The following is a 23,385-nucleotide window of genomic DNA, read 5'->3' as shown; positions in this document are numbered from 1 at the left end:
CATGCTCAGGAGGACAGAATGAGAGAAGTTGTTATCGCAGGCGCTGCCCGGACCCCGATGGGCGGCTTTCAGGGCGCTTTTGCCGAACTGGACGCCCCCACCCTGGGAGGCGCGGCGATAGAGGCCGCGCTGAAGGATGCGGGTATCTCTCCCGCCCGCGTTGAAGAGGTGTTGATGGGCAACGTCCTCTCCGCCGGTCAGGGGCAGGCGCCCGCGCGGCAGGCGGGTTTCAAGGCGGGTCTGGGCGAGGAAGTTCCGGCCACCACGCTGAACAAGATGTGCGGCTCCGGCATGAAGGCGCTGATGATCGCCGCCGATCAGGTGGCGCTTGGCCAGACGGGGCTGATGGTCGCGGGCGGGATGGAAAGCATGACCAATGCCCCCTACCTGCTGCCGAAGATGCGCGGCGGCGCGCGGATGGGGCATCAGCAGGTCATCGACCACATGTTCCTCGACGGGCTGGAGGATGCCTACGACAAGGGCCGGCTCATGGGCACCTTCGCAGAGGATTGCGCCGAAGCCTTCCAGTTCACCCGCGAGGCGCAGGACGAATTCGCGCTCGGCTCGCTGGGCAATGCGCTGGAAGCGCAGAAATCCGACGCCTTCCGGCGGGAGATCGCGCCCGTCACCGTCACCACCCGCAAGGGACAGGTCACAATCAGCGAGGATGAACAACCCGGCAACGCGCGGCCCGAAAAGATCCCCACGCTGAAACCCGCCTTCCGCAAGGACGGCACCGTGACGGCTGCGAACTCTTCCTCCATCTCCGACGGCGCGGCGGCTCTGATCGTGGCCAGCGGCGATGTGGCCGTGTCGGAGGGCCTGCCGATCCGGGCGCGGATCCTCGGCCATGCTTCCCACGCGCAGGCACCGGGCTGGTTCGCCACCGCCCCGGTTCCCGCCGCGAAGAAGCTGCTCGACCGGTTGGGCTGGTCGGTCGAGGATGTCGATCTGTGGGAGGTGAACGAAGCCTTTGCCGTCGTTCCCATGGCGTTCATGCAGGAGCTGAACATCCCGCGCGACAAGGTGAACGTGAACGGCGGGGCCTGCGCGCTCGGCCATCCGATCGGGGCCTCGGGAGCACGGATCGTCGTCACGCTGCTGAACGCGCTGGAGACGCGCGGCTTGAAGCGGGGCATCGCGGCGATCTGTATCGGCGGCGGCGAAGGCACGGCCATCGCCATCGAACGGCCCTGATGAACGGCCGCTGCCTCTGCGGGCATGTCTCCTTCACCCTGCGGGAGACGCCCGAGGGTGTCGTGATCTGCCGCTGCCCCGATTGCCGGCGGTGGTCGGGCAATGCCTGGGCCTCCGTCTCGGTGCCGCTGGAGGCGCTGGAGGTGCGGGGCACGCCGGTATGGTATCGCTCCTCCGCCCACGCCCGCCGGGGGTTTTGCGGGGGCTGCGGCGCGTCGCTGTTCTGGCAGCCCGTGACCGAAGAGATGGCGAACGGCGAAATGGCAGGCGGCGAGAGAATCGCTGTCTCGGCGGGCGCGCTGGACCTGCCCACGGGGCTGTCGGTCCTGCGGGAGGAAGGCGACCCCGCCGACTTTCAGCAGGCCGGCCCCCTCCCTGCGGAGCCGCGACGGCTGACCGGCCGCTGCCTCTGCGGCGGCGTCACCGGGCGGCTCGCGGGGCCAGCGGGCGCGGTGGAAGCCTGCCATTGCAGCCAGTGCCGCCGGATGACGGGGCACCACAGCGCCTCCTTCGGACCGGTGACGGAGCTTGTGCTGAGCGGACACACGCTCCGATGCCGCGCCACCGGGACGGGTCACTGGAAGTTCTGCGGCACCTGCGGCTCCACCATCGGGTTCAGCCGGGGAGAGGACACATGGGTGGATGCGGGCTTCATCGACCCGCCCACGGGCGGCAGGCTCACCGCGCATATCTTCACCGCCTTCAAGGGCGACTATTACGAGATCGCGGACGGATTGCCGCAGGCTGCGGAGCGCTAGCAGGCGACCGAAAAGCAGTCCGGGGGGAGCCCCCCGATTGCCGGAGATCCGCCCGGAAACCGCAGGTTTTGGCCCCGTGTCCGGGCCGAATTCCGGTCTTTCAGCGCAAGCCCGGACGATGCCCGGCTTTCCACAGCCTGCCAGGCTTGGAACGGCGGCGCGGATGGCTTACATCCGCTCCGCCATGACCGACCATTACGCCCCTCCCGACACCCCGCTCAGCATCCTGCACCACGACCATGAGATCGTGATGGTGGACAAGCCCTCCGGCCTGCTTTCCGTGCCCGGCAAAGGGGAGCATCTGGCCGACTGCCTCATCACCCGCCTGCAGGGGCTGTTCCCGGAGGTCCTGCTGGTCCACCGGCTGGACCGGGATACCTCCGGCGTCATGGTCTTCGCCCTTACCCCACATGCGCAGCGTCATCTGGGGCTGCAATTCGAGAAGCGGATGACCAAGAAGGTCTATCTGGCCCGTGTCTCTGGGCATGTGGAGCCGCGTCATGGCACGGTGGACCTGCCGCTCACCGTGGACTGGCCGAACCGCCCGCTCCAGAAGGTGGATTTCGAGACGGGCCGGGAAGCGGTGACCGACTGGCGCGTCGTCCGCCACGAAACCGGGCCGGAAGGGGCGACGACGCGGATGCGCCTCATGCCGAAAACAGGGCGGAGCCATCAACTCCGTGTGCATATGCGGGAACTCGGCCATCCGATCCTCGGCGACAGCCTCTATGCGACGGGCGAGGCCCGGAATGCGCCCCGGCTGATGCTCCATGCCGAAAGCCTGCGCTTCCGGCATCCCGATGGCGGCAAGAGCCTGTCCTTCTCCGCCCCGGTGCCGTTCTGAGACAGGCGTCCCGAAAGCGCGGCAAGGCAGGGAAAGCGTTTGGCGCGGCTCGCCCGCGGTGGAATGCCGTACCTTTCCTTACCCGCCCGCTGACACCGGGCGAGAAGCTGCCTATTCTCCTAGGCAACCGGCAAGCAGCCTGAAAGGATGGACCATGTCGCTTCGCATCAACGATATCGCGCCCGACTTCACCGCCCAGTCCACGGAAGGGGAGATCCGCTTTCACGACTGGATCGGTGACGATTACGTCATCATCTTTTCCCATCCGAAGGACTTCACCCCCGTTTGCACCACGGAATTCGCTGCCGTGGCGAACCTTCAGGACGAATTCGCCAAGCGGGGCACCAAGGTGATCGGCGTTTCGGTGGACCCGCTGGACAGCCACCAGAAGTGGAAGGCCGACATCGCGCAATACGGCGGAACGGAAGTGTCGTTCCCGCTGATCGCCGACCCGGACCTGACGGTGGCCAAGCTCTACGACATGATCCCGGCCGAGACCGTGCTGCCGGACGGGCGCACGCCCGCCCATACCGCCACCGTGCGCTCCACCTTCTTCATCGGGCCGGACAAGAAGATCCGCGCGGCGATCATCTATCCGATGACCGTGGGGCGGAACTTTCAGGAAGTGCTCCGGGTGCTTGACGCGCTCCGCCTGACAGATGGGGTGCCGCTGGCTACGCCTGCCGACTGGAAACAGGGCGATGACGTGATCGTGGCGCTGGTGCTCGACGATGCGCAGGCCAAGGAGAAATACGGCGAGCTGGACATCCAGCTCCCCTATATCCGCAAGGCCAAACAGCCCTCATAAGCCCGCACGCCTGAGCAGCCGGTCAAGCGCAGTGTGCAAGGCCGGCCGCCATGGAGAGGGACGCCGGGCGTCAAACCCCGCGGCGCGGTCCGATCCGCCCTTGAGCGCAAAGCAGGCACCCCGCAGGCTGCCTGCTCCCCTCGCCGCGGCCCGCGTTTTGCGTCACACGACGGGAACGATATCCTTCGGATACAGCATGACGGGCGCCCCCACCGGGACGAGGTTGTAAAGCTCCTCGATATGCTCGTTCATCAGCCGGACACAGCCGTTGGAGACAGCCGTCCCCACCGTCCAGGGATCGGGTGTGCCGTGGATCCGCAGCATCGTATCCCCCGCGTTCGGTGCGAAAAGATAGAGCGCGCGCGCGCCCAGCGGGTTCGTCGGCCCCCCCGGCATCGGCTCCTCGGCCCATTTGGAGTAAGCGGCGGGGTTGCGCTCCACCATCTCTGCCGTGGGCTTCCAGGTCGGCCATTCCTTCTTGGCGCCGATCCAGAAATTGCCGGATTCGTAAAGATCGCCCTTGCCGATGCCGACCTTGTAGCGCCGCGCGCTTTGCCCCCCGAAGGTGAGGTAGAGCGCGAAATCGCTGGGAACGACATGCACCTGCCCCGCAGAATAGCTGTTGTTCAGCAACACCATCTGCGGTGTCCAGTCGGCAGGCATCGTCCACCCGGTCCGCGCATCGGCGCGCTGCATCAGCGATGCCGCCGAAACCGTTGCAAGACCTGTGAAAATGAAGCCACGGCGGGAAAATCTGGGCATGTCGAACTCCGTTCCATCTACCCTATCAAAAACATTATATAAATTCCGGTTCCCTGATCTCACCCCAAAGTCAGTCGTCGGGAACAAAAAAACCCCGGCCGTTACCGGCCGGGGCAATCAGAAGCGAGAATGCCTTATTCGGCGTTCTGCTTTTCCTTCTGTTCGGTGATTTCCTCACCGGTTTCCTGATCAACCATCTTCATGCCGAGCCGGACCTTGCCGCGATCGTCGAAGCCGAGCAGCTTGACCTTCACTTCCTGGCCTTCCTTCAGCACTTCGTTCGGATGGTTCAGGCGCTTGTTGGCGATCTGGGAGACGTGGACCAGCCCGTCCCGCTTGCCGAAGAAGTTCACGAAGGCGCCGAAATCGACAAGCTTCACGACCTTGCCGGTATAGACCTTGCCCTCTTCCGGCTCCGCCACGATCGACCAGATCATGTCATAGGCTCGCTTGATCGCACCGGCGTCGCTGGACGCGATCTTGATCACGCCGTCGTCGTTGATATCGACCTTGGCGCCGGAGGTTTCCACGATCTCGCGGATGACCTTGCCGCCCGAGCCGATCACTTCGCGGATCTTGTCGGTCGGAATGGTCAGCGTCTCGATCTTCGGCGCGTATTCGGAGAAACCCTGCGGCGCGGAAAGCGCCCGGTTCATCTCGCCGAGGATGTGAAGACGGCCGTCTTTCGCCTGCGCCAGCGCCTGCTCCATGATCGCCGGGGTGATGCCCGCGACCTTGATGTCCATCTGGAGCGAGGTGATCCCGGCTTCGGTGCCCGCAACCTTGAAGTCCATGTCGCCGAGGTGATCCTCGTCGCCCAGGATGTCGGTCAGCACGGCCCATTTGCCGTCATCCTCAAGGATGAGGCCCATGGCCACGCCGGCGACCGGCGCCTTCAGCGGCACACCCGCATCCATCATCGACAGCGAGCCGCCGCAGACGGACGCCATGGAGGATGACCCGTTGGATTCGGTGATCTCGGAGACGACGCGGATCGTGTAGGGGAAGTCCGTCGGCGCGGGCAGGACGGCCTGAAGGGCGCGCCAGGCAAGTTTCCCGTGGCCGATCTCACGACGGCCGGGGGAGCCGACGCGACCCACTTCGCCGACCGAATAGGGCGGGAAGTTGTAGTGCAGCAGGAAGTTGGACCGCGAATTGCCGGTCAGCGCGTCGATGATCTGCTCATCCTCGCCGGTGCCGAGCGTGGTCACGACCAGCGCCTGCGTCTCGCCGCGCGTGAACAGCGCGGAGCCGTGGGTGCGCGGCAGGATGCCGACTTCGGAGACGATGGGACGGACGGTCTTGTTGTCGCGCCCGTCGATCCGCGGCCCGCCGGAGATGATGTCACCGCGCAGGATGGAGGATTCGAGCTTCTTGAAGGAAGAGCCGAGGTTCGGATCCGCCAGTTCGTCCACCGAGAGCGTGGCTTCGACGGCGTCCCGGGCGGCTTCGATGGCGGACTGGCGCTGCTGCTTGTCCTTGATGGCGAAGGCGGCGCGCATCTTGGTCTCGCCCGCCTTCTTCACCTTCGCATAGAGCGCGGAATAATCGGCGGGTTTGAAGTCGAAGGGCTCTTTCGCGGCGTCTTCGGCAAGATCGATGATCAGGTCGATCACCGGCTGCATCGCCTCATGGCCGAACTTCACCGCGCCCAGCATCTCTTCCTCGGTCAGCTCGTAGGCTTCCGATTCGACCATCATCACGGCATTCTTGGTGCCCGCGACGACAAGGTCGAGACGCTGCTCCGGGTTCGCGCGGAGCTTCTGCATATCCTCCACCGGCGGGTTCAGACGGTATTCGCCGCCCGAGAACCCGACGCGCGCCGCCCCGATCGGACCCATGAAGGGCACGCCGGAAATGGTGAGCGCCGCAGAGGCCGCGATCATCGCCACGATATCGGGATCGTTGACGAGGTCATGCGACAGCACGGTGGCCATCACCAGAACCTCGTTCTTGAAGCCCGGCACGAAGAGCGGCCGCGTCGGACGGTCGATCAGGCGGGAGACGAGCGTCTCCTTCTCCGAAGGACGCGCCTCGCGCTTGAAGAACCCGCCGGGGATCTTGCCCGCGGCGTAGTACTTTTCCTGATAGTGCACGGTGAGCGGGAAGAAGTCCTGACCGGGCTTCGGCTGCTTGGCGAAGGTCACGTTGGCCATGACGCTCGTCTCGCCCAGCGTGGCGATCACGGAACCATCCGCCTGGCGGGCGACGTGGCCCGTCTCGAGGGTCAGCGTCTCGCCGCCCCATTCGATGGATTTCCTGGTAATATTGAACATGTCGTATCCTTTTCGCCGGAGGACCCTCCCCCGGCCGTTACGCGTACGGGCCGCATGCCCGTGACCCCTGACGATCATTTCTCCGGCCTGTCCCGCGGGATCCGACGGGGAGGCTTCGGCCTTGGCCCGGCGATGCGCGGGCGCGGTGCCGGTCCTTGGACGGGCGCGGTCATCCTGCGCCCCTGCCCGGATATATATATAGCGGTCGCGCCCCGCGGGCGAGGCGCGACCGGAAAGGTCAGCGACGCAGGCCGAGACGCTCGATGAGCGACTGATAGCGGGCCTCGTCCTTGCCCTTGAGATAGTCGAGCAGCTTGCGGCGCTGCGCCACCATCATCAGGAGCCCACGGCGGGAATGGTTGTCCTTCTTGTGGGTCTTGAAGTGCTCGGTGAGCGTCGCAATCCGCGAGGAAAGGATTGCAACCTGTACTTCGGGCGAACCGGTGTCGCCTTCCTTGGTTGCGAATTCCTTGACGACGCGGTTCTTCTCTTCGACAGTGATCGACATCGGGGCCTCCTGTTCGGCTTGAGATAAGGGCGCGAGCCGGGATGTCGTCCAGCAAGGCCCGTGGAGCATCCGCGCGGAGACACGATGATCTCCCGGACGGATGCGCGCCTATACTGGAAAAACCCGATAAAGGAAAGCATAAATGGCGCGCCCGCGCCGCCCCGAAAGGCTTCCCAGACGCCTCCGCAGCCGCTAAACGGGCGGGCGAAGGAGACCCTCCATGAGCCTAAACACGTTCGGCCACGTCTTTCGCGTCACCACCTGGGGGGAGAGCCACGGGCCGGCGCTCGGCGCGACGGTGGATGGTTGCCCGCCCGGCGTGCCGATCGACCTTACCCGCGTTCAGGCTTGGATGGACAGGCGCAAGCCCGGGCAAAGCCGTTTCACCACCCAGCGCCGCGAGGCCGATGAGGTGGAAATCCTCTCCGGCACCTTCGAGGGTGTCACGACGGGCACGCCGATCCAGCTCATGATCCGCAACACCGACCAGCGGTCGAAGGACTATGGCGAGATCGCCAACGCCTTCCGCCCCGGCCATGCGGACGTCACCTACTGGCAGAAATACGGCATCCGCGACTATCGCGGGGGCGGACGTTCCTCGGCGCGGGAAACCGCCGCACGGGTGGCGGCGGGCGGTATCGCGCGGGAGGTGCTGGCACGGCTCGTTCCCGATCTGCGGATCACCGGCTATCTCGTGCAGCTTGGCGCGGATGCCATCGACCGCGCCCGTTTCGACGCGTCGGAAATTGAACGGAACCCGTTCTGGTCGCCGGATGCCGCGGCGGCGGAACGCTGGGCGGCCTCGCTCGACGCGCTGCGCAAGTCGGGCAATTCCGTCGGCGCGGTGATCGAGGTCGTGGCCGAAGGCGTGCCTCCCGGCCTTGGCGCGCCGATCTACGGCAAGCTGGACAGCGACCTCGCCGCCGCGATGATGTCGATCAACGCGGTGAAGGGGGTGGAGATCGGTGACGGGTTCGCCGCCGCCGCCCTGACCGGGGTGGAGAATGCCGACGAGCTGCGTATGGGCAATCAGGGCCCCTATTTCACCTCAAACCACGCGGGCGGAATTCTGGGCGGCATCTCCAGCGGGCAGCCCGTCGTGGTGCGCTTCGCCGTGAAGCCGACGTCCTCCATCCTCACCCCGCGGCGGACGGTGACAAAGGACGGGGCGGAAGTGGAACTGGTCACCAAGGGCCGCCACGATCCGTCCGTCGGCATCCGCGCCGTGCCGGTGGGCGAGGCGATGATGGCCTGCGTCCTGCTTGACCACCTGTTGCTCGACCGCGCCCAGACGGGCGGCGTGCGGGGCGAGTTCGCCTGACCTGCGGGCCATGCGGCCGTGAGACTCGTCCATACGGCCGGGCCCTGCGACCGGGCCCGTGGGATTGGGCCTTGGGACTGGGCCTTGGGACTGCGCCGTGGAACTGCGCCGTGGAACTGCGCCGTGGGACTGGGCCGTGGGACTGGGCCGTGGGACTGGGCCGTGGGACTGGGCCGTGGGACTGGGCCCTCCGACGGGCCATCCGTGGGCGGGGCCGGTATCGGCGGGATACCGACGGGCCGCCGAAACGCTGCGAATGGGAGAAGACCTTGGCAGGGACCGCAACCGCCCTTTTGAGGGGGGCTCAGGCTTCCTGACTCTCGGCCAGAACGGGGCGGGTGCGGATCTGCTTGGAGAGCTGCACCGCGAGAATTCCTGCCATGATGATGAGCACGCCGACCAGATCGGCGCCATGTACCGGCTCTCCCAGCAGCAAAGCCGCAACGGCTACGCCGAAGAACGGGTTGAGGAAGTGAAAGGTCGCGGCCTTGACCGCGCCGATCCGCAGCACCAGCCGGAACCAGAGCCATGTCGCGAACAGGCCTGGAACGAAAACCATGTAGAGAAAAGCCGCCAGCACCCGCGGGCTGCCGTCGAGATGGAACGGCTCGGTCACAAGGGCGATGGGCAGCAGAACTGCAGTCCCGACCAGCATCTGCAACCCCACCACCATCAGCAGGTTCCCGCTCCCCGACGTTCCCCTGACCGCCAGCGTCGCAGCGGTGAGCGCGAGGGCGCCAAGGCAGAGCAGGAACAGCCCCCATGGATCCACCCCGCCGCTGATCCGCCCCGCCATGATGAGCGCGACGCCGACCATACCCGCGATCAGCCCGGCTATACCCAAGGGGCGCGGGCGCTCGCCAAGGATCAGCCACCCGAACAGCGCCACGAGCAGCGGCATGGTGGAGCCGACGATGGCGGCGAGCGAAGCCTCCACCGTCTGCATGCCCACGAAGTTCAGCCCGAGGTAGAGCGCATTCTGGCACACGCCGAACACGATCACCGAAATCCATTGCGAGCGCGTCAGCCGCGCCGTCTGACCGAGCGAGAGGGCAAGCAGGATGCCGCATACCCCCGCCAGCAGAAAGCGCCCTGACAGGGCGTAGAGCGGCGGAACGGCGGTAACGACGATCCGGGCGGCAGTGAAGGCCGACGACCAGATGAAGGCGAAGGTCAGCCCCATCAGGAGCGCGCGGACGTCCATATTCCCCCCCGGAAATGGAAAGGGCCGCTCCTTGCGGGCGGCCCTTCGATCTTCGCCTCAGGCGTTGATGCTGTCTTTGAGAGCCTTGGCGACGGTGATCTTCACCACCTTGTCCGCCGGCTTGGTGATCTGCTCGCCGGTGGCAGGGTTGCGCACCTGACGCTCGGGGCGGGTCCGGCAGACGATCTTGCCAAGGCCCGGAAGCGTCACGGCACCGCCGGCCACCACTTCCTTGGTCACCACGGACGCGATTGCGTCGAGCGCAGCCGTCGCCGTCTTCTTGTCCGAGCCCATCTCTTCGGCCAGGGCGGCGACCAGTTGGGTCTTGGTCAGCGCTTTCGACATCAGAACACTCCTCGTATAGTCCCGCTTGTGTTGTTATCGGCCCGTCATTTTAAGGGCATGTCGCTTGCTACACAGGTTTTCACCGCGCATTTCAAGCCGTTTCGCGTGGGGCAAGGCGGAAATCGGCCTTTAGAGAAAGGCTGTCTCCTCAAAAGAACGCAACTTGCGGCTGTGCATGCGCTCCAGCGGCGTCTCCCGCAGCAGTTCCATGGCCCTGACGCCGATCTTCAGATGCCGCGCGACCTGCGTGCGGTAGAAGGCGCTGGCCATGCCGGGCAGCTTCAGCTCCCCGTGCAGCGGCTTGTCGGAGACGCAGAGCAGCGTCCCGTAAGGCACACGGAACCGGAAACCGTTCGCCGCGATGGTCGCGCTTTCCATGTCCAGCGCCACGGCGCGGCTCTGGCTGAGGCGCTGGACGGGGCCGGACTGGTCGCGCAGTTCCCAGTTGCGGTTGTCGATCGTGGCCACGGTGCCGGTCCGCATGATGCGTTTCAGCTCATAGCCCTCCAGCTCCGTCACTTCCTCCACCGCATCCTCCAGCGCCACCTGTATCTCCGCGAGCGCGGGGATCGGCACCCAGACGGGCAAGTCGTCGTCCAGAACGTGATCTTCGCGCAGATAGCCATGCGCGAGCACGAAATCGCCGAGGCTCTGGCTGGATCGCAGCCCCGCGCAGTGTCCGACCATCAGCCAGGCATGCGGGCGCAGCACGGCGATATGGTCGGTGGCCGTCTTGGCATTGGAGGGGCCGACGCCGATGTTGACCAGCGTGATCCCGGCAGCCCCCGGACGCTTCAGATGGTAGGAGGGCATCTGCGGCATCTTGCCCAGCTGCGGCAGCGGATCGCCGGCCCCGGTGATCTCCACCCCGCCCGGACCCACGAAGGAGGTATAGCCGCTCGCCGGATCGGCGAGGCAGGCGCGGGCATAGGCCTCGAACTCCTCAACATAGAACTGGTAGTTGGTGAACAGAACGAAGTTCTGAAAATGCTCCGCCGCCGTCGCGGTATAATGCTGAAGGCGGGCCAGCGAATAATCCACCCGCTGCGCGGTAAAGGGCGCGAGGGCGCGCGAACCATCCTCATGCCGGATGTCATAGCCGTTCACGATGTCGTCGTTCATCGTATTGAGGTTCGGCACGTCGAAAATATCGCGCAGCGGAAAGTCCAGCGCGGCTTCCTGCGGAACGGTGAACCCCTCGCTCGACATGGCGAAATGCAGCGGGATCGGCGTGACTGAGGGGCCCACGGCCACCGGCACGCCGTGGTTCTGCATGACGAGCCCGATCTGCTGGGTCAGGTAGGCTTCGAACAGGTCGGGACGGGTCACGGTGGTCGAGTATTCCCCCGGCTCCGCCACGTAGCCGAAGGACAGGCGGCTGTCGATCTTGCCGTAACTTGTCGTGGTGATGCGGATTTCCGGGTAGAAGGCACGGTATCGGGCGCGGGTCGAGCCACCATTCAGCGTCTCTCCGAAGCGGTCGCGGAGGAAGGCCGTCGCCTCGTCATACAGTTCCCGGAGAAATGCCACCGCGGCGGCCGGATCGTCGAAAAGCTGCGGCTCGCGCAAGGGGGGCGTGCGGATCGGCAGGTTGTTCTTGGGCAGGGACACGAGGTTCACGTGAAAAGCTCCGTCAACTCGAAGGTCGTGACATCGACGAGCCCGAGGTCCGAAATACGGATCTCCGGGATCACCACGAGCGCCAGAAGCGAATGCTGCATGTAGGCATTGTTGAGCCTGCAGCCGCATTCCGCCATGGCGTGCACCATGCGCTCCGCCGCCGCGGCCACCTCCTCTGCGGGCCGGTCGCTCATCAGCCCGGCGATGGGAAGCGGCACGGAGGCGATCTCCCCGCCGTCCTTCCACACGGTGATGCCGCCGCCGATCTCCCCCAGCCGGTTCGCGGCCTTTGCCATCAGGTCGCGGTCGGTGCCCACCACGATCATATGGTGGCTGTCATGCGCGACGGTCGAGGCGATGGCCATGCGCCCCTTGTAGCCGAAGCCGGAGACGAAGCCGTTCACCACCCCGCCGGTGCCCCTGTGCCGCTCCACCAGCGCGATCTGGGCGACGTCGCGGCCCTCGTCCGGCTCCACCCGGCCATCGGTGACGGCAAGATCCACGGTCAGGGCCTTGGTCGGGGCCTGATTTTCCACCACGCCGATGACGCGGGCGGTGACGGTATTCGCCCCGTCGGGCGCGGCGATCAGGAAATCGTCCCCGGCCAGCACCTTGCCCAGATGCACTGTCTGCCGCGCGTCCTCCGGCCAGTCGAGATGCGGGCAGTCCACCTTCAGGTCGCCGTCCTCCGCCACGGTCACGCCCCGCGCGATCACCCGCTCGATGGGCAGCATCATCAGGTCGGAGGTAAAGATCAGATCCGCCCGCCGCCCCGGCGCGATGGAGCCAAGCTCCCGCTCCAGCCCGAAATGCGCGGCGGTGTTGATCGTCGCCATCTGCAGCGCCACCAGCGGATCGCAGCCGCAGGTGATGGCATGGCGCACCACCCGGTTCATGTGCCCCTCGTTCACCAGCGTGCCGGAGTGGCAGTCGTCGGTGCACAGGATGAAGCTCCGCGGGTCCAGCCCCCGTTCGGTGACGGCCTTGATCTGCGTCTCCACGTCATACCAGGCGGAGCCGAGGCGCATCATGATCCGCATGCCCTGCCGGGTCCGCGCGATGGCATCCTCCACCCGCGTGCCCTCGTGATCGTCCGCCGGGCCGGCTGCGGCATAGGCATGGAAGGCCGGCCCGAGATCGGGGGAGGCATAGTGCCCGCCCACCGTCTTGCCCGCGGCCTGCGTCGCCGCGATCTCCGCCAGCATCTGCCGATCGCCATTGATCACGCCGGGGAAGTTCATCATCTCGCCCAGCCCGATGATGCCGGGCCATGTCATCGCCTCGGCCACATCCTCTGCGCTGATGGCGAAACCCGTCGTCTCCAGCCCCGGTGCGGAGGGCGCGCAGGAGGGCATCTGCGTGAAGATGCTGACGGGCTGCATCAGCGCCTCGTCATGCATCATCCGCACACCTTCCAGCCCCAGCACATTCGCGATCTCATGCGGGTCGGTGAACATGGTCGTCGTGCCGTGCGGGATGACGGCGGCAGCGAATTCGGCCGGGATCAGCATGCCGCTTTCGATATGCATGTGCCCGTCGCAGAGACCGGGGATCAGGTAACGCCCTTCGGCGTCGATCACCTCCGTCTCCGGGCCGATGCAATGCCGGGCGTCCGGCCCCACATAGGCAAAGCGCCCGGCGGCGATGGCAACCTGCCAGCCGTCCAGCACCTCGCGCGTGTGGACGGAGACGACCTTGCCGCCGGTGATGACCAGATCGGCCGGCGCGCGTCCCGCGGCGACGGCGACCAGAAGGGGGGCCGTATCGGCCCAGCTCTGAAGGGGAGAGACTTTGCGTTCCATGCCCGAGATTTTCACCCTGCGGCGTTGCGTTCAAGTGATATTGCGATGACAGTCGCGGCATGACCATGCCTCGCCCCGAAGAATCCCGCATTCCCACGCTCCTGTCGCTCGGCCACGGCTACACGGCCGGCTTTCTGGAGCGGCATCTGCCCGACTGGCGCATCATCAGCACCACCCGGGACGCGGAAAGGGCCGCGGCTTTCGCCTCGCGCGGGGTGGAGCCGCTCCTGCTGCCCGCCGATCTCCGTCCCGCGCTGGCGGTGGCCACGCATCTGCTCATCTCCTCCGCGCCGGGGATGGAGGGGGATCCGTTTCTGGCGCTGGCGGGAGAGGCGATCGGCAAGGCTGCCCCGCATCTCGCCTGGGTCGGGTATCTCTCCTCCACCGGGGTCTATGGCGATCACGGCGGCGGCTGGGTGGATGAGACGACGCCGCCCCGCGCGACGGAGGGCCACCGCGACCGCAGGCTGATGGCGGAGCAGGCATGGCAGACGCTCGCGGCGCAGACGGGCCTGCCGCTCCATATTTTCAGGCTTGCCGGGATCTACGGGCCGGGGCGCGGCCCGTTCGAGAAGCTCCGCGCGGGCACGGCGCATCGCATCGTCAAGGAGGGGCAGGTCTTCTGCCGCATCCATGTGGAGGATGCAGCAGAGGTGCTCGCGGCCTCCATCGCGCGGCCCGATCCGGGCGCAATCTACAATGTCTGTGACGATCTGCCCGCGCCGCCGCAGGACGTGGTGGAAGCCGCCGCGCGGATGGCGGGCCTGCCCGTCCCCCCCGCCGTGCCCTTTGATGAGGCCGAGATGACGCCGATGGCGCGGGCCTTCTACCGCGACAACCGCCGGGTCAGAAACGACAGGATCAAGCGCGATCTCGGCGTCACGCTCCGCTACCCGACCTATCGGGAGGGGCTTGCCTCGCTCCTGTCGCCGTCACTCGCAGGGCTGGACTGAGCAGGCCACGCCCGAACGCTGTTCCGACCGGCGCGCATCCCAGACGGTCACACCCAGCAAAAGAAGCCCGCCAAGCGCCAGCGCGCTGCCCACGAAGCCCGAGGCCGGAAAGCCGTAGCCCGCCGTCAGCACCATTGCGGCCAGCCACGGCCCGAGCGCATTCGCCGCGTTGAAGGCGGAGTGGTTCAGCGCCGCCGCCAGCGTCTGGGCATCGCCCGCGACATCCATCAGCCGGGTCTGCAACACCAGCCCCAGCGATCCGCCCGCCCCGATCAGGAAGACGCAGGGCGCGATAGTCCAGAGGCTGTGGACGCTGAACGGATAGAGAAACAGCATCACCGCCGAAAAGATCAGGATGCCCGCCGCCGTCGCCATCAGCCCCCGGTCGGCGATCCGCCCCACGATCAGCGTCCCCGCCGTCATGCCGAGGCCGAAGACCATGAACACGATCGGCACCGCCCATTCCGGGGCCATCGTCACCGTCAGCAGGGTGGAGGCCACATAGGTATAGACCGCGAACAGCCCGCCGAAACCCACCGCACCCGTCAGCAGCGTCAGCCAGACCTGCCGGTTGCCGAGCGCCGACAACTCCCGGAGCGGGTTCGCCCCCGGATCGGCTGCGGGATCGGGGGCGAGCCGCAGGATCAGCACAAAGGTCAGGAGCGCCAGCACCCCCACAACGCCGAAGCCCCAGCGCCAGCCGATCGTCTGACCCATCACATTGGCCATCGGCACGCCCAGCACGGTGGCGATGGTCAGGCCGATCATCAGCATAGACACGGCCCATGTCCGCCGATTCGGCGGAACGAGGGAGGCGGCCATCAGGCTCGCCACGCCGAAATAGGCCCCATGCGGCAGCCCGGCCATGAAGCGGAACAGCAGCATCACCGGATAGCTGGGCGACAGCGCCGCCGCCACGTTGGCCAGCCCGAAAACCGCCATGAGGATGAGGAGCAGGCGCTTCCTCGGCATCCGCGCGCCCAGTACCGCCAGCACCGGCGCGCCCACGACAACCCCAAGCGCATAGGCGGAGATCACATGGCTTGCCGTCGCCGCGTCGATGCCGAGCGCGGGGGAGAAATACGGCACCAGCGACATCGCCGCGAACTCCGTGGTGCCGATGGCAAACCCGCCCATCGCCAGAGCGAAGAGCACGAGCCTTACCGGCGCCTGGGCGATGGTGGGTGAATCGGTCATGTCGGGATCCCGCGGTTGCTGAGGCGAGATGTCGCATAACCGGCCAGCCATTCAAGGGGGTCCGTCAGGTATTTCTGCATTGCAGCACGGGAATGGCCGGGTCAGGCCCGCCGTTCGATCCGCGCGACGCCCAGAACTTCCAGCACCTTCGCCTCTATCTCGGCGGCGTTCATTCCGGCGACGGCGTACATGTCCTCCATGCTCGCCTGGTCGATGAAGATGTCCGGCAGCACCATGGAGCGGAAGCGGAAGCCCTTGTCGAAGACGCCTTCCTCCGCCAGAAGCTGCGCGACGTGGCTGCCGAAACCGCCGACCGCGCCCTCCTCCAGCGTGATCATCGCCTCATGCCCGCGGGCAAGCCGCAGGATCAGCTCCCGGTCCAAGGGCTTGGCAAAGCGCGCATCGGCCACCGTCGGCCGCAGGCCCCGCTGCGCCAGTGCCTCTGCGGCGGCATTCACCTCCGCCAGCCGCGTGCCGAAGGAAAGGAGCGCCACGCGGTTGCCCTCCGACACGATACGGCCCCGGCCGATCTCCAGCGGCTGGCCTCGCTCCGGCAGATCGACGCCGACACCCTCACCCCGCGGATAGCGGAAGGCAGAAGGCCGGTCATCCAGCGCGGCGGCGGTCGCCACCATGTGGACAAGCTCCGCCTCGTCCGCGGCGGCCATCACCACCATGCCGGGCAGGTTGGCGAGAAAGGCGATATCGAAGGAGCCGGCATGCGTCGCCCCGTCCGCCCCCACCAGCCCCGCCCTGTCGATGGCGAAACGGACGGGCAGACGCTGAATGGCCACGTCATGCACGACCTGATCGTAGCCCCGCTGCAGAAAGGTGGAATAGAGCGCGCAGAACGGCTTCATCCCGCCCGCCGCCAGCCCGGCGGCAAAGGTCACGGCATGTTGTTCCGCGATACCCACGTCAAAACAGCGCTTCGGGAACCGTTCGGCGAACAGGTTCAGCCCCGTGCCGTCCGGCATGGCGGCGGTGACGGCGACGATCCTGTCGTCGCGCTCCGCTTCCGCCACCAGCGCCTTTGCGAAAACGCTGGTGTAGCTCGGCGCATTGCTCGGGGTCTTTGCCTGCTTGCCGGTGAGCACGTCGAACTTCGCCGTGGCATGGCCCTTGTCGAGAGCGGCCTCGGCGGGGGCATAGCCCTTGCCCTTGCGGGTGATCGCGTGGATCAGCACCGGCCCCCGCGCCCGCGCCTTCGCGGTGCGCAGCACGGCCAGAAGCTGCTCCATGTCATGCCCGTCGATCGGCCCGATATAGGAGAAACCCAGTTCCTCGAAGAGCGTGCCGCCCACGGTCATGCCCTTGAGCATTTCCTTGGCGCGGCGCGCGCCTTCCTGCATCGGTGGCGGAAGGAAGCGCACGGCGCCCCGCGCTGCCGCCTTCAGTTCCTGAAACGGCTCGCCCGCATAAAGCCGCGCGAGGTAGGAAGACAGCGCCCCGACGGGGGGCGCGATGGACATGTCGTTGTCGTTCAGCACCACGAACAGCCGCTTGCCCAGATGACCTGCGTTGTTCATCGCCTCGAAGGCCATGCCCGCGGACATGGAGCCGTCACCGATGATGGCGACCGCATCGCCCACGCCCTCCGCGCCCAGATCGCGCGCCACGGCAAACCCGAGGGCGGCGGAGATGGAGGTGGAGGAATGCGCCGCTCCGAAAGGATCGTAGGCGCTTTCGGACCGCTTGGTGAAGCCCGACAGCCCGTCCTTCTGGCGAAGCGTGCGGATCCGCTCCCGCCGCCCGGTCAGGATCTTGTGCGGATAGGACTGGTGGGAGACATCCCAGATGATCTTGTCGCGCGGCGCGTCGAACACGGCATGGAGCGCGACGGTCAGTTCCACAACACCCAGCCCCGCGCCCAGATGCCCCCCGGTTTCCGACACCGCGGAAATGGTTTCGGCGCGCAGCTCATCCGCCACGGCGGACAGCTCACGGTCGGTCAGCCCTTTCAGGTCGGCGGGCAGCCGCACCCGGTCCAGATGCGGCGTCACGGGTCTGTGGCTCATCGGGGCCTCCCTACATCTCCCGGGCGATAACGAAACGGGCGGTGTCACGCAACCGTTCCGCCCCGTCCCCATAGGGGGTGAGCGCCGCGCACGCCTCCTCCACAAGCGAGATGGCACGTTTCCGCGCACCGTCGAGCCCCAGAAGCGACACGAAGGTGGCCTTGCCCGCCTCCGCATCCTTGCGCAGCCGCTTGCCGGCCTTTGCCGGGTCGCCCTCCGCATCCAGAATGTCGTCCGCGATCTGAAAGGCGAGACCCAGCGCCTCGGCATAGGCGCGCATCGGCTGCCGATCCGCGCCCGCCAGCAGCGGCCCGGCCTCCGCCGACCAGCGGATCAGCGCACCCGTCTTGTTGGCCTGAAGGATGGTGATCTCCTCCAGCGTCAGCGGGCGGGCCGCGGTCTCCGCCGCGATGTCCTGCGCCTGCCCCAGCACCATGCCCTCTGCGCCCGCCGCCCGCGCCAGCCCCGCGATGAGCCGGAGCCGGATATCCGCGGCCGGTGCCGTTTCCGGGCGCGAGAGAATATCGAAGGCCAGCGTCTGCAAGGCGTCGCCCGCAAGGATCGCCGTCGCCTCGTCCCATTTCACATGCACGGTCGGCTGGCCCCGGCGCAGGTCGTCGTCATCCATCGCGGGCAGATCGTCATGGACGAGCGAATAGGCATGGACCGCCTCGACCGCCGCAGCCGCATGGACGGACTGTTCGGGCGGAATGCCGTGCAGCCGGGCGCCCTCCATGACCAGAAAGGCCCGCAAGCGCTTGCCGCCGCTGACCGCATACCGCATCGCCTCGATCACCGGCAGATCGCCCATGGGAGAGAGCGCGGCCTGAAGCCGTGCCTCCACCCGTCCGGCTGCCGCGCGCAGCGCCTCCTCGAACATCGGTGTCAGAGTCCCTCGGCCGGCCGCGTTCCCGTCGGCTGACCGTTCTGGAGCGTGATCTGCTCGACCCGCTCCTCCGCCGCGCGCAGCTTTGTCTCGCAATGCTGGCGCAGCGCGTTGCCGCGTTCATAAAGGGCGATGGACGCCTCCAGCGCCACCTCCCCCCGTTCGAGCTGGCTCACCACCTGCTCCAGTTCCTTCAGCGCTTCCTCGAAGCTCAGCTCCGTCACGGGCTGCGTCATGGCGCGGTCTCCTTGGTTCGCGCCCCTGAAAGCACAAGGCTGCGCCGGAGTCGAGCCGCCCCGCCGCGGGATCCGTCCCTCCAATACCCCGCCGATGTCCCGCCGCTGTCCCGCGGCAGCCGGAAAGCCGGGGGTTCGATGCCCCCGGTTTTCCGTCCCGCCAGGTGCTTTCCGTCCCGCCAGATGCCTTGTCAGGTGCCCGTCGGGCACAGTCAGGCCCGGTCAAGTTCACGTCAGCTCAGTCGGGCGCCAGCATGTAGCCTTCGCCCCGCACGGTCTGCAGGTAGCGTGGCTGGCGCGGATCCTCCTCGATCTTGCGGCGGAGGCGGGTGATCTGCACATCGACCGCGCGTTCCTGCGCCTGCCCCTTGTCGCGCCCCAGATCCTCCACCAGCTTCTCGCGCGTCAACGCCTCGCCCGGATTGGCCGCGAAGATGCGCATCAGCGCGACCTCGGTCGCCGTCAGCCGTACATGCTCCGGTCCGCGCCACATCTCGCCCCGTTCCACGTCATAGCGGACGGGACCAAGCTGAATGACCTTCGGGCCCGCCTGCTCCGGGCGGGCGGCAGGCACCCGGCGCAGGATCGCGTTGATGCGCAGCAGAAGCTCCCGCGGCTCGAAGGGTTTCGTCAGATAGTCGTCCGCCCCCGCCTCCAGCCCCTTGATGCGATCATCCGCCTCCCCCTTCGCCGTCAGCAGCAGGATCGGCGTATCGAGATCTTCCCTGAGCGCTTGCGTCAGGCTGATCCCGTCCTCGCCGGGCATCATCACGTCGAGCACCAGCAGGTCGAACTCCAGCCCCGCGAGCAGCCGCCGCGCCTGCCCCGCATCCCGCGCGGTGGACACCAGAAATCCATTCCGTATCAGGAATTTTTGCAAAAGGCCGCGGATCCGCTGGTCGTCATCGACGATCAGCAGATGCGGCGCGGAAATCTCCGTCACGATCCCTGCTCCTTCAATCCGCCATAGAGCCGGCGCATCTCCGGGTCCATCATCGCCTCCAGCACCTGCCGGAACCCGGCCACCGCCTCCGGTCCCACCGCCCGGTAGGCCGCGCGCATCCGTGCCCGCTGCGCTTCGGACAGGTCGCGTTCCAGCACGGTGCCGCGCTCGGTCAGGTAAAGGTGCCGCTCCCGCTTGTCGTTCCGTCCGACCCGGCTTTCGACCAGCCCGTCCTCCACCAGCGCCCGCAGGACACGGTTCAGCGATTGCTTGGTCACGCCGAGGATCGCGAGCAGGTTGTTGACCGTGGTGCCCGGGCAGCGGTGAATGAAGTGCAGCGCCCGGTGATGGGCGCGGCCATAATCGTATTGCTCCAGAATCCGGTCAGGGTCCGCGGTAAATCCACGGTAGGCGAAGAACATCGCCTCGATGCCCTTGCGAAGCTGTTCATCCGTCAGAAACAGCAGTCCCTCGCCCTGCACGGGCGATGCGCCGATACCTTCCGCCAACCCGGACTCCCTTGCTCCATTGCGTCTGGACACCGTGTTTACGTCAGACATGTTGACTTTCCAAGAATCAATTGATAGCTCCGCCGGGCTTGCGCGCAACATTCTTCAATATGGAGAAATAGGCGCGCAAGATTCGCCAAGGAAATCCCCGAGGCGGGGAAACACGAAAGGAATGGCCCGATGGCCGGCTCGTACGAAGACCGCGATGGCAAGATCTGGATGGATGGCAAACTGGTGGAGTGGCGGGATGCGCAGGTGCATGTGCTGACCCACGCGCTGCACTACGCCTCCGCGGTATTTGAGGGAGAGCGGTGCTACAACGGCAAGATTTTCAAAGGCACCGAACATTCCCAGCGGCTTCACCGCTCGGCCAACCTGCTCGACATGGAAATTCCCTTCACCGTCGAGGAAATCGACGCGGCGAAGGACGCGGTCCTCAAGGCCAACGGGCTGACGGACGGCTATGTCCGCGCGCTTGCCTTCCGCGGCGCGGGTGACGAGATGGGCGTTTCCGCCATCGGCAATCCGGTGCGGCTCGCGATCGCGACCTGGGGGTGGGGCGCCTATTACGGCGACGCCAAGATGAAGGGCGCAAAGCTCGACATCTCCAAATGGAAGCGCCCCTCGCCCGAAACCATCCCGGCGGAGGCCAAGGCGGCGGGGCTTTACATGATCTGCACGATGTCGAAACATGCGGCGCAGGCCAAGGGCTGCTCCGACGCGCTGTTCTTCGACTATCGCGGCTATGTGGCCGAAGCGACCGGGGCGAACATCTTCTTCGTCAAGGATGGCGAGGTGCATACCCCGCTGGCCGACTGCTTCCTGAACGGCATCACGCGCCAGACGGTGATCGGCCTGCTCCGCGACAACCAGATCAAGGTGCACGAACGCCATATCCTGCCCGCGGAGCTTGAAGGCTTCGAGCAGTGTTTCCTGACCGGCACGGCGGCGGAAGTGACCCCTGTGGGCCAGATCGGTGACTACAACTTCGAGGTGGGCGCCCTTACCCGCGACATCGCCTCCACCTACGAAAAGCACGTGCGCGCCTGACCTGCCCGGTGTGATCAGCAAAGACGGGGCGGTGCCGCACGGGCCGCCCCGCTCTTTTCCGGGCCGGGACAAGCCCCCAAGGAAGCCGCGTCAGCCCCGCTTTGCGACGATCAGGCTTCGCGACCGCGCTCGATACGCGTGTACTGGGCCACCCGGGCATCGGCTTCGGGGGATTTCGCGCCGGTGCGCTTCATCAGTTCGAGGCTGGCAGGATGCGGCCCTTCGCCCTGCTCACGCGCCAAGGCGGCGAATTTTTCCAGCCGCCCGGTCTCGCCGGGTTCGCGGCGGTCGGTGATATGTTTTGTCATGCGCCTTCTCCTCCTGGAGAGGCGAATATAGGGCCGATGCGGCCTTTTGTCTGCCCCGGTGGCGGAAAGTCACTGATCCCGCTGCATGGACAGGCGATTCACGGCCCATTCCGCCGCCTCCGCGACCACCGGATCGGGGTCGGAGCAGAGCGCCATCGCCGAAGGCATCAGGCGGCTCTCGGCGGAATTTCCAATTGCGTAGAGCACGTTGCGCACAAATCGGTTGCGTCCGATCCGCTTGATCGGACTACCGGAGAATCGGGCGCGAAAGGCGGCATCGTCCAACAGCGCCAGTTCCGCCAGCGGCGGCGACACCAGATCCTCGCGGGCGGCATAGCGCGTCTCCCGCGCCTCGACGGCGAACTTGTTCCACGGGCAGGCCGCCAGACAGTCGTCGCAGCCATAGATGCGATTGCCCATCCGCTGCCGCAGCGACTCCTCCACCGGCCCATGATGCTCGATGGTCAGGTAGGAGATGCAGCGGCGGGCATCCAGCTGATAGGGCGCGGGAAAGGCGTCGGTCGGGCAGGCGGTCTGGCAGCGCGTGCAGGAGCCGCAGTGGTCCGCCTCCGCCCCGTCCACCGGCAGGTCCAGCGTGGTGAAGATCGCCCCCAGAAAGAACCAGTTGCCCATCTCGCGGCTGACGAGGTTGGTATGCTTGCCCTGCCAGCCCAGCCCCGCCGCCTGCGCCAGCGGCTTCTCCGGCACCGGAGCGGTATCGACGAATACCTTCACCTCGCCGCCGCCCTCGGCGATCAGCCACCGGGCGAGCCGCTTCAGCCGCTTCTTCACCAGATCGTGATAATCCTTGCCCCGCGCATAGACGGAGATCGCCCCCCTGTCCCGCCGCGCGACGGCGGCCATGGGGTTCTCCTCGGGTGTATAGCTCTCGGCCAACATGATGACGGAGCGCGCCTCCGGCCAGAGCGCGGCCGGATCGGTCCGCCAGGGCACCCGTTCCGCGAGCCAGCCCATCTGGCCGTGAAACCCGGCGTCCAGAAAGGCCCGATATCGCTCCGGCACTTCGGGAATATCCGTTGGACGGCAAAGTCGCGCGGCGGAGAACCCCTCCGCCAGCGCCTGGGCGACCAGGCGGGCCTTCAGCTCAGAAGTCGAGATCGGCATAGTGCCTGGGGGGCGGGAAGCCCGGCACCTGATCGGCCAGCAGCGACCGGAAGGAGGGGCGCGACTTGATCTTGGCATACCAGTCCCGCACGTTGGCGGCCCGGTTCCAGTCCACGTCGGAGATGTAGTCGAGGCAGGACAGATGCGCCGCAGCGGCGAAATCCGCCAGCGTCATCAGGTCTCCCGCCAGCCAGCGGCGCTGATCGAGCAGCCAGCCCATGTAGTCGAGATGATACTTGATCTTCTGCGCGCCCGACTTGACGTTCTTGCTGTCGGGATAGCCGAGACCCATGATCTTCTTGTTCACCCGCTCATAGAGCAGCTTGGACGTGACCTCATGGTGGAACTTGTCGTCGAACCAGGCGCAGAGGCGGCGCACCTCGAACCGTTCATCGGGACTTCTGGGAAACAGCGGCGGGTTCGGCACCGTCTCCTCCAGATATTCGCAAATCGCCTGACTTTCGGACAGGACGCGGTTGTTGAGACGCAGGACCGGCACCTTGCCGGCTGGGTTGCGGCGCAGGAAATCCTGGTTCGGCTCCCAGTAACGCTCCTCCACCAGTTCGACCTCGATCCTTTTCTCCGCGAGCGTGAGCCGGACCTTGCGGGAGAAGGGAGAGAGGGGGAAGTGAAAGAGCCTGTTCATCGCTGCGTCGTCTCGCGCTTCATGGGTATCGGGCGGAATGGCCTTTCATCGCGCCCGCGGCGGGGAATT

The 23,385-nt window shown here is 66.6% G+C and carries 23 protein-coding genes; 7 read left to right on the top strand and 16 right to left on the bottom strand.

What is annotated here, in order from left to right:
• The first annotated feature begins 18 nt into the window (after positions 1-18).
• From CDV49_RS00705 to CDV49_RS00690, 4 genes are all read left to right on the top strand, one after another.
• On the top strand, positions 19-1,197 hold the full coding sequence (locus tag CDV49_RS00705) for a thiolase family protein (protein WP_088213655.1): 1,179 nt from the start codon (positions 19-21) through the stop codon (positions 1,195-1,197).
• On the top strand, positions 1,197-1,955 hold the full coding sequence (locus CDV49_RS00700) for a GFA family protein (protein ID WP_256947172.1): 759 nt from the start codon (positions 1,197-1,199) through the stop codon (positions 1,953-1,955). The genes CDV49_RS00705 and CDV49_RS00700 overlap by 1 nt, the downstream gene beginning before the upstream one ends.
• 184 nt (positions 1,956-2,139) lie before the next feature.
• A complete protein-coding gene (locus tag CDV49_RS00695; RefSeq protein WP_088213688.1) occupies positions 2,140-2,799 on the top strand; it encodes an RluA family pseudouridine synthase in 660 nt (219 codons plus the stop codon).
• Positions 2,800-2,953: 154 nt separating this feature from the next.
• Positions 2,954-3,607, top strand: coding sequence for a peroxiredoxin (locus tag CDV49_RS00690; RefSeq protein WP_088213654.1), 654 nt, complete (start codon positions 2,954-2,956; stop codon positions 3,605-3,607).
• 162 nt (positions 3,608-3,769) lie between these two features.
• Here the strand turns inward: CDV49_RS00690 and CDV49_RS00685 are convergent, their stop codons facing one another.
• The 3 genes from CDV49_RS00685 to rpsO form a co-directional block, all read right to left on the bottom strand.
• A complete protein-coding gene (locus CDV49_RS00685; RefSeq protein ID WP_088213653.1) occupies positions 3,770-4,369 on the bottom strand; it encodes a L,D-transpeptidase in 600 nt (199 codons plus the stop codon).
• A gap of 134 nt (positions 4,370-4,503) precedes the next feature.
• Positions 4,504-6,645 (bottom strand): polyribonucleotide nucleotidyltransferase, encoded by a 2,142-nt coding sequence (gene pnp, locus CDV49_RS00680; protein WP_088213652.1) that lies wholly within the window; start codon positions 6,643-6,645, stop codon positions 4,504-4,506.
• Positions 6,646-6,883: 238 nt separating this feature from the next.
• A complete protein-coding gene (rpsO, locus tag CDV49_RS00675; RefSeq protein WP_035741737.1) occupies positions 6,884-7,153 on the bottom strand; it encodes a 30S ribosomal protein S15 in 270 nt (89 codons plus the stop codon).
• A 220-nt stretch (positions 7,154-7,373) separates the two neighbouring features.
• Here rpsO and aroC point away from each other — a divergent pair, with 220 nt between their 5' ends.
• Positions 7,374-8,474 carry a chorismate synthase gene (aroC, locus tag CDV49_RS00670; RefSeq protein ID WP_088213651.1) on the top strand — a complete coding sequence of 367 codons (1,101 nt, stop codon included), beginning with the start codon at positions 7,374-7,376 and terminating at the stop codon, positions 8,472-8,474.
• Between the two features lie 304 nt (positions 8,475-8,778).
• Here aroC and CDV49_RS00665 read toward each other — a convergent pair whose 3' ends face one another.
• The 4 genes from CDV49_RS00665 to ade all read right to left on the bottom strand — a co-directional run bounded on the left by CDV49_RS00665 (position 8,779) and on the right by ade (position 13,445).
• On the bottom strand, positions 8,779-9,678 hold the full coding sequence (locus CDV49_RS00665; RefSeq protein WP_088213650.1) for a DMT family transporter: 900 nt from the start codon (positions 9,676-9,678) through the stop codon (positions 8,779-8,781).
• Positions 9,679-9,735: 57 nt separating this feature from the next.
• Entirely contained in the window at positions 9,736-10,023 is a 288-nt protein-coding gene (locus tag CDV49_RS00660; protein ID WP_035709049.1) for an HU family DNA-binding protein, read from the bottom strand.
• A 129-nt stretch (positions 10,024-10,152) separates the two neighbouring features.
• Complete coding sequence (locus CDV49_RS00655; RefSeq protein WP_256947179.1) at positions 10,153-11,634, bottom strand: AMP nucleosidase; 1,482 nt, start codon at positions 11,632-11,634, stop codon at positions 10,153-10,155.
• A 5-nt stretch (positions 11,635-11,639) separates the two neighbouring features.
• A complete protein-coding gene (gene ade, locus CDV49_RS00650; RefSeq protein WP_088213649.1) occupies positions 11,640-13,445 on the bottom strand; it encodes an adenine deaminase in 1,806 nt (601 codons plus the stop codon).
• Between the two features lie 89 nt (positions 13,446-13,534).
• On the opposite strand from ade, the gene CDV49_RS00645 reads away from it, so the two are divergent.
• Positions 13,535-14,398 carry an SDR family oxidoreductase gene (locus tag CDV49_RS00645; protein WP_088213686.1) on the top strand — a complete coding sequence of 288 codons (864 nt, stop codon included), beginning with the start codon at positions 13,535-13,537 and terminating at the stop codon, positions 14,396-14,398.
• Here the strand turns inward: CDV49_RS00645 and CDV49_RS00640 are convergent.
• From CDV49_RS00640 to CDV49_RS00615, 6 genes are all read right to left on the bottom strand, one after another.
• On the bottom strand, positions 14,378-15,595 hold the full coding sequence (locus CDV49_RS00640; protein ID WP_088213648.1) for an MFS transporter: 1,218 nt from the start codon (positions 15,593-15,595) through the stop codon (positions 14,378-14,380). The two genes, CDV49_RS00645 and CDV49_RS00640, sit on opposite strands and share 21 nt — an antisense overlap.
• Before the next feature lie 101 nt (positions 15,596-15,696).
• Positions 15,697-17,613, bottom strand: a complete 1,917-nt coding sequence (gene dxs, locus CDV49_RS00635) for a 1-deoxy-D-xylulose-5-phosphate synthase (protein ID WP_088213647.1) — start codon at positions 17,611-17,613, stop codon at positions 15,697-15,699.
• Between the two features lie 10 nt (positions 17,614-17,623).
• Positions 17,624-18,493, bottom strand: coding sequence for a polyprenyl synthetase family protein (locus tag CDV49_RS00630; RefSeq protein WP_088213646.1), 870 nt, complete (start codon positions 18,491-18,493; stop codon positions 17,624-17,626).
• A gap of 5 nt (positions 18,494-18,498) precedes the next feature.
• Complete coding sequence (locus CDV49_RS00625; RefSeq protein WP_088213645.1) at positions 18,499-18,735, bottom strand: exodeoxyribonuclease VII small subunit; 237 nt, start codon at positions 18,733-18,735, stop codon at positions 18,499-18,501.
• Between the two features lie 238 nt (positions 18,736-18,973).
• Positions 18,974-19,669: a response regulator gene (locus CDV49_RS00620; protein ID WP_088213685.1), complete on the bottom strand. Its 696-nt coding sequence runs from the start codon at positions 19,667-19,669 to the stop codon at positions 18,974-18,976.
• Between the two features lie 5 nt (positions 19,670-19,674).
• On the bottom strand, positions 19,675-20,238 hold the full coding sequence (locus tag CDV49_RS00615) for a MarR family winged helix-turn-helix transcriptional regulator (protein WP_088213644.1): 564 nt from the start codon (positions 20,236-20,238) through the stop codon (positions 19,675-19,677).
• Between the two features lie 129 nt (positions 20,239-20,367).
• On the opposite strand from CDV49_RS00615, the gene CDV49_RS00610 reads away from it, so the two are divergent.
• Complete coding sequence (locus CDV49_RS00610) at positions 20,368-21,237, top strand: branched-chain amino acid aminotransferase (protein ID WP_088213643.1); 870 nt, start codon at positions 20,368-20,370, stop codon at positions 21,235-21,237.
• Between the two features lie 110 nt (positions 21,238-21,347).
• Here the strand turns inward: CDV49_RS00610 and CDV49_RS00605 are convergent, their stop codons facing one another.
• From CDV49_RS00605 to fzlA, 3 genes are all read right to left on the bottom strand, one after another.
• Positions 21,348-21,545: a hypothetical protein gene (locus CDV49_RS00605; RefSeq protein ID WP_088213642.1), complete on the bottom strand. Its 198-nt coding sequence runs from the start codon at positions 21,543-21,545 to the stop codon at positions 21,348-21,350.
• A 69-nt stretch (positions 21,546-21,614) separates the two neighbouring features.
• Positions 21,615-22,670, bottom strand: a complete 1,056-nt coding sequence (gene queG, locus CDV49_RS00600) for a tRNA epoxyqueuosine(34) reductase QueG (RefSeq protein ID WP_088213641.1) — start codon at positions 22,668-22,670, stop codon at positions 21,615-21,617.
• Complete coding sequence (gene fzlA, locus CDV49_RS00595; protein ID WP_088213640.1) at positions 22,651-23,316, bottom strand: FtsZ-binding protein FzlA; 666 nt, start codon at positions 23,314-23,316, stop codon at positions 22,651-22,653. Before fzlA ends, queG begins: the two co-directional genes overlap by 20 nt.
• Between the last annotated feature and the right edge of the window lie 69 nt (positions 23,317-23,385).

The organism is Haematobacter genomosp. 1 (assembly GCF_002196855.1).
Lineage (GTDB): Bacteria > Pseudomonadota > Alphaproteobacteria > Rhodobacterales > Rhodobacteraceae > Haematobacter.
This window is presented reverse-complemented; position numbering and strand designations above follow the sequence as displayed.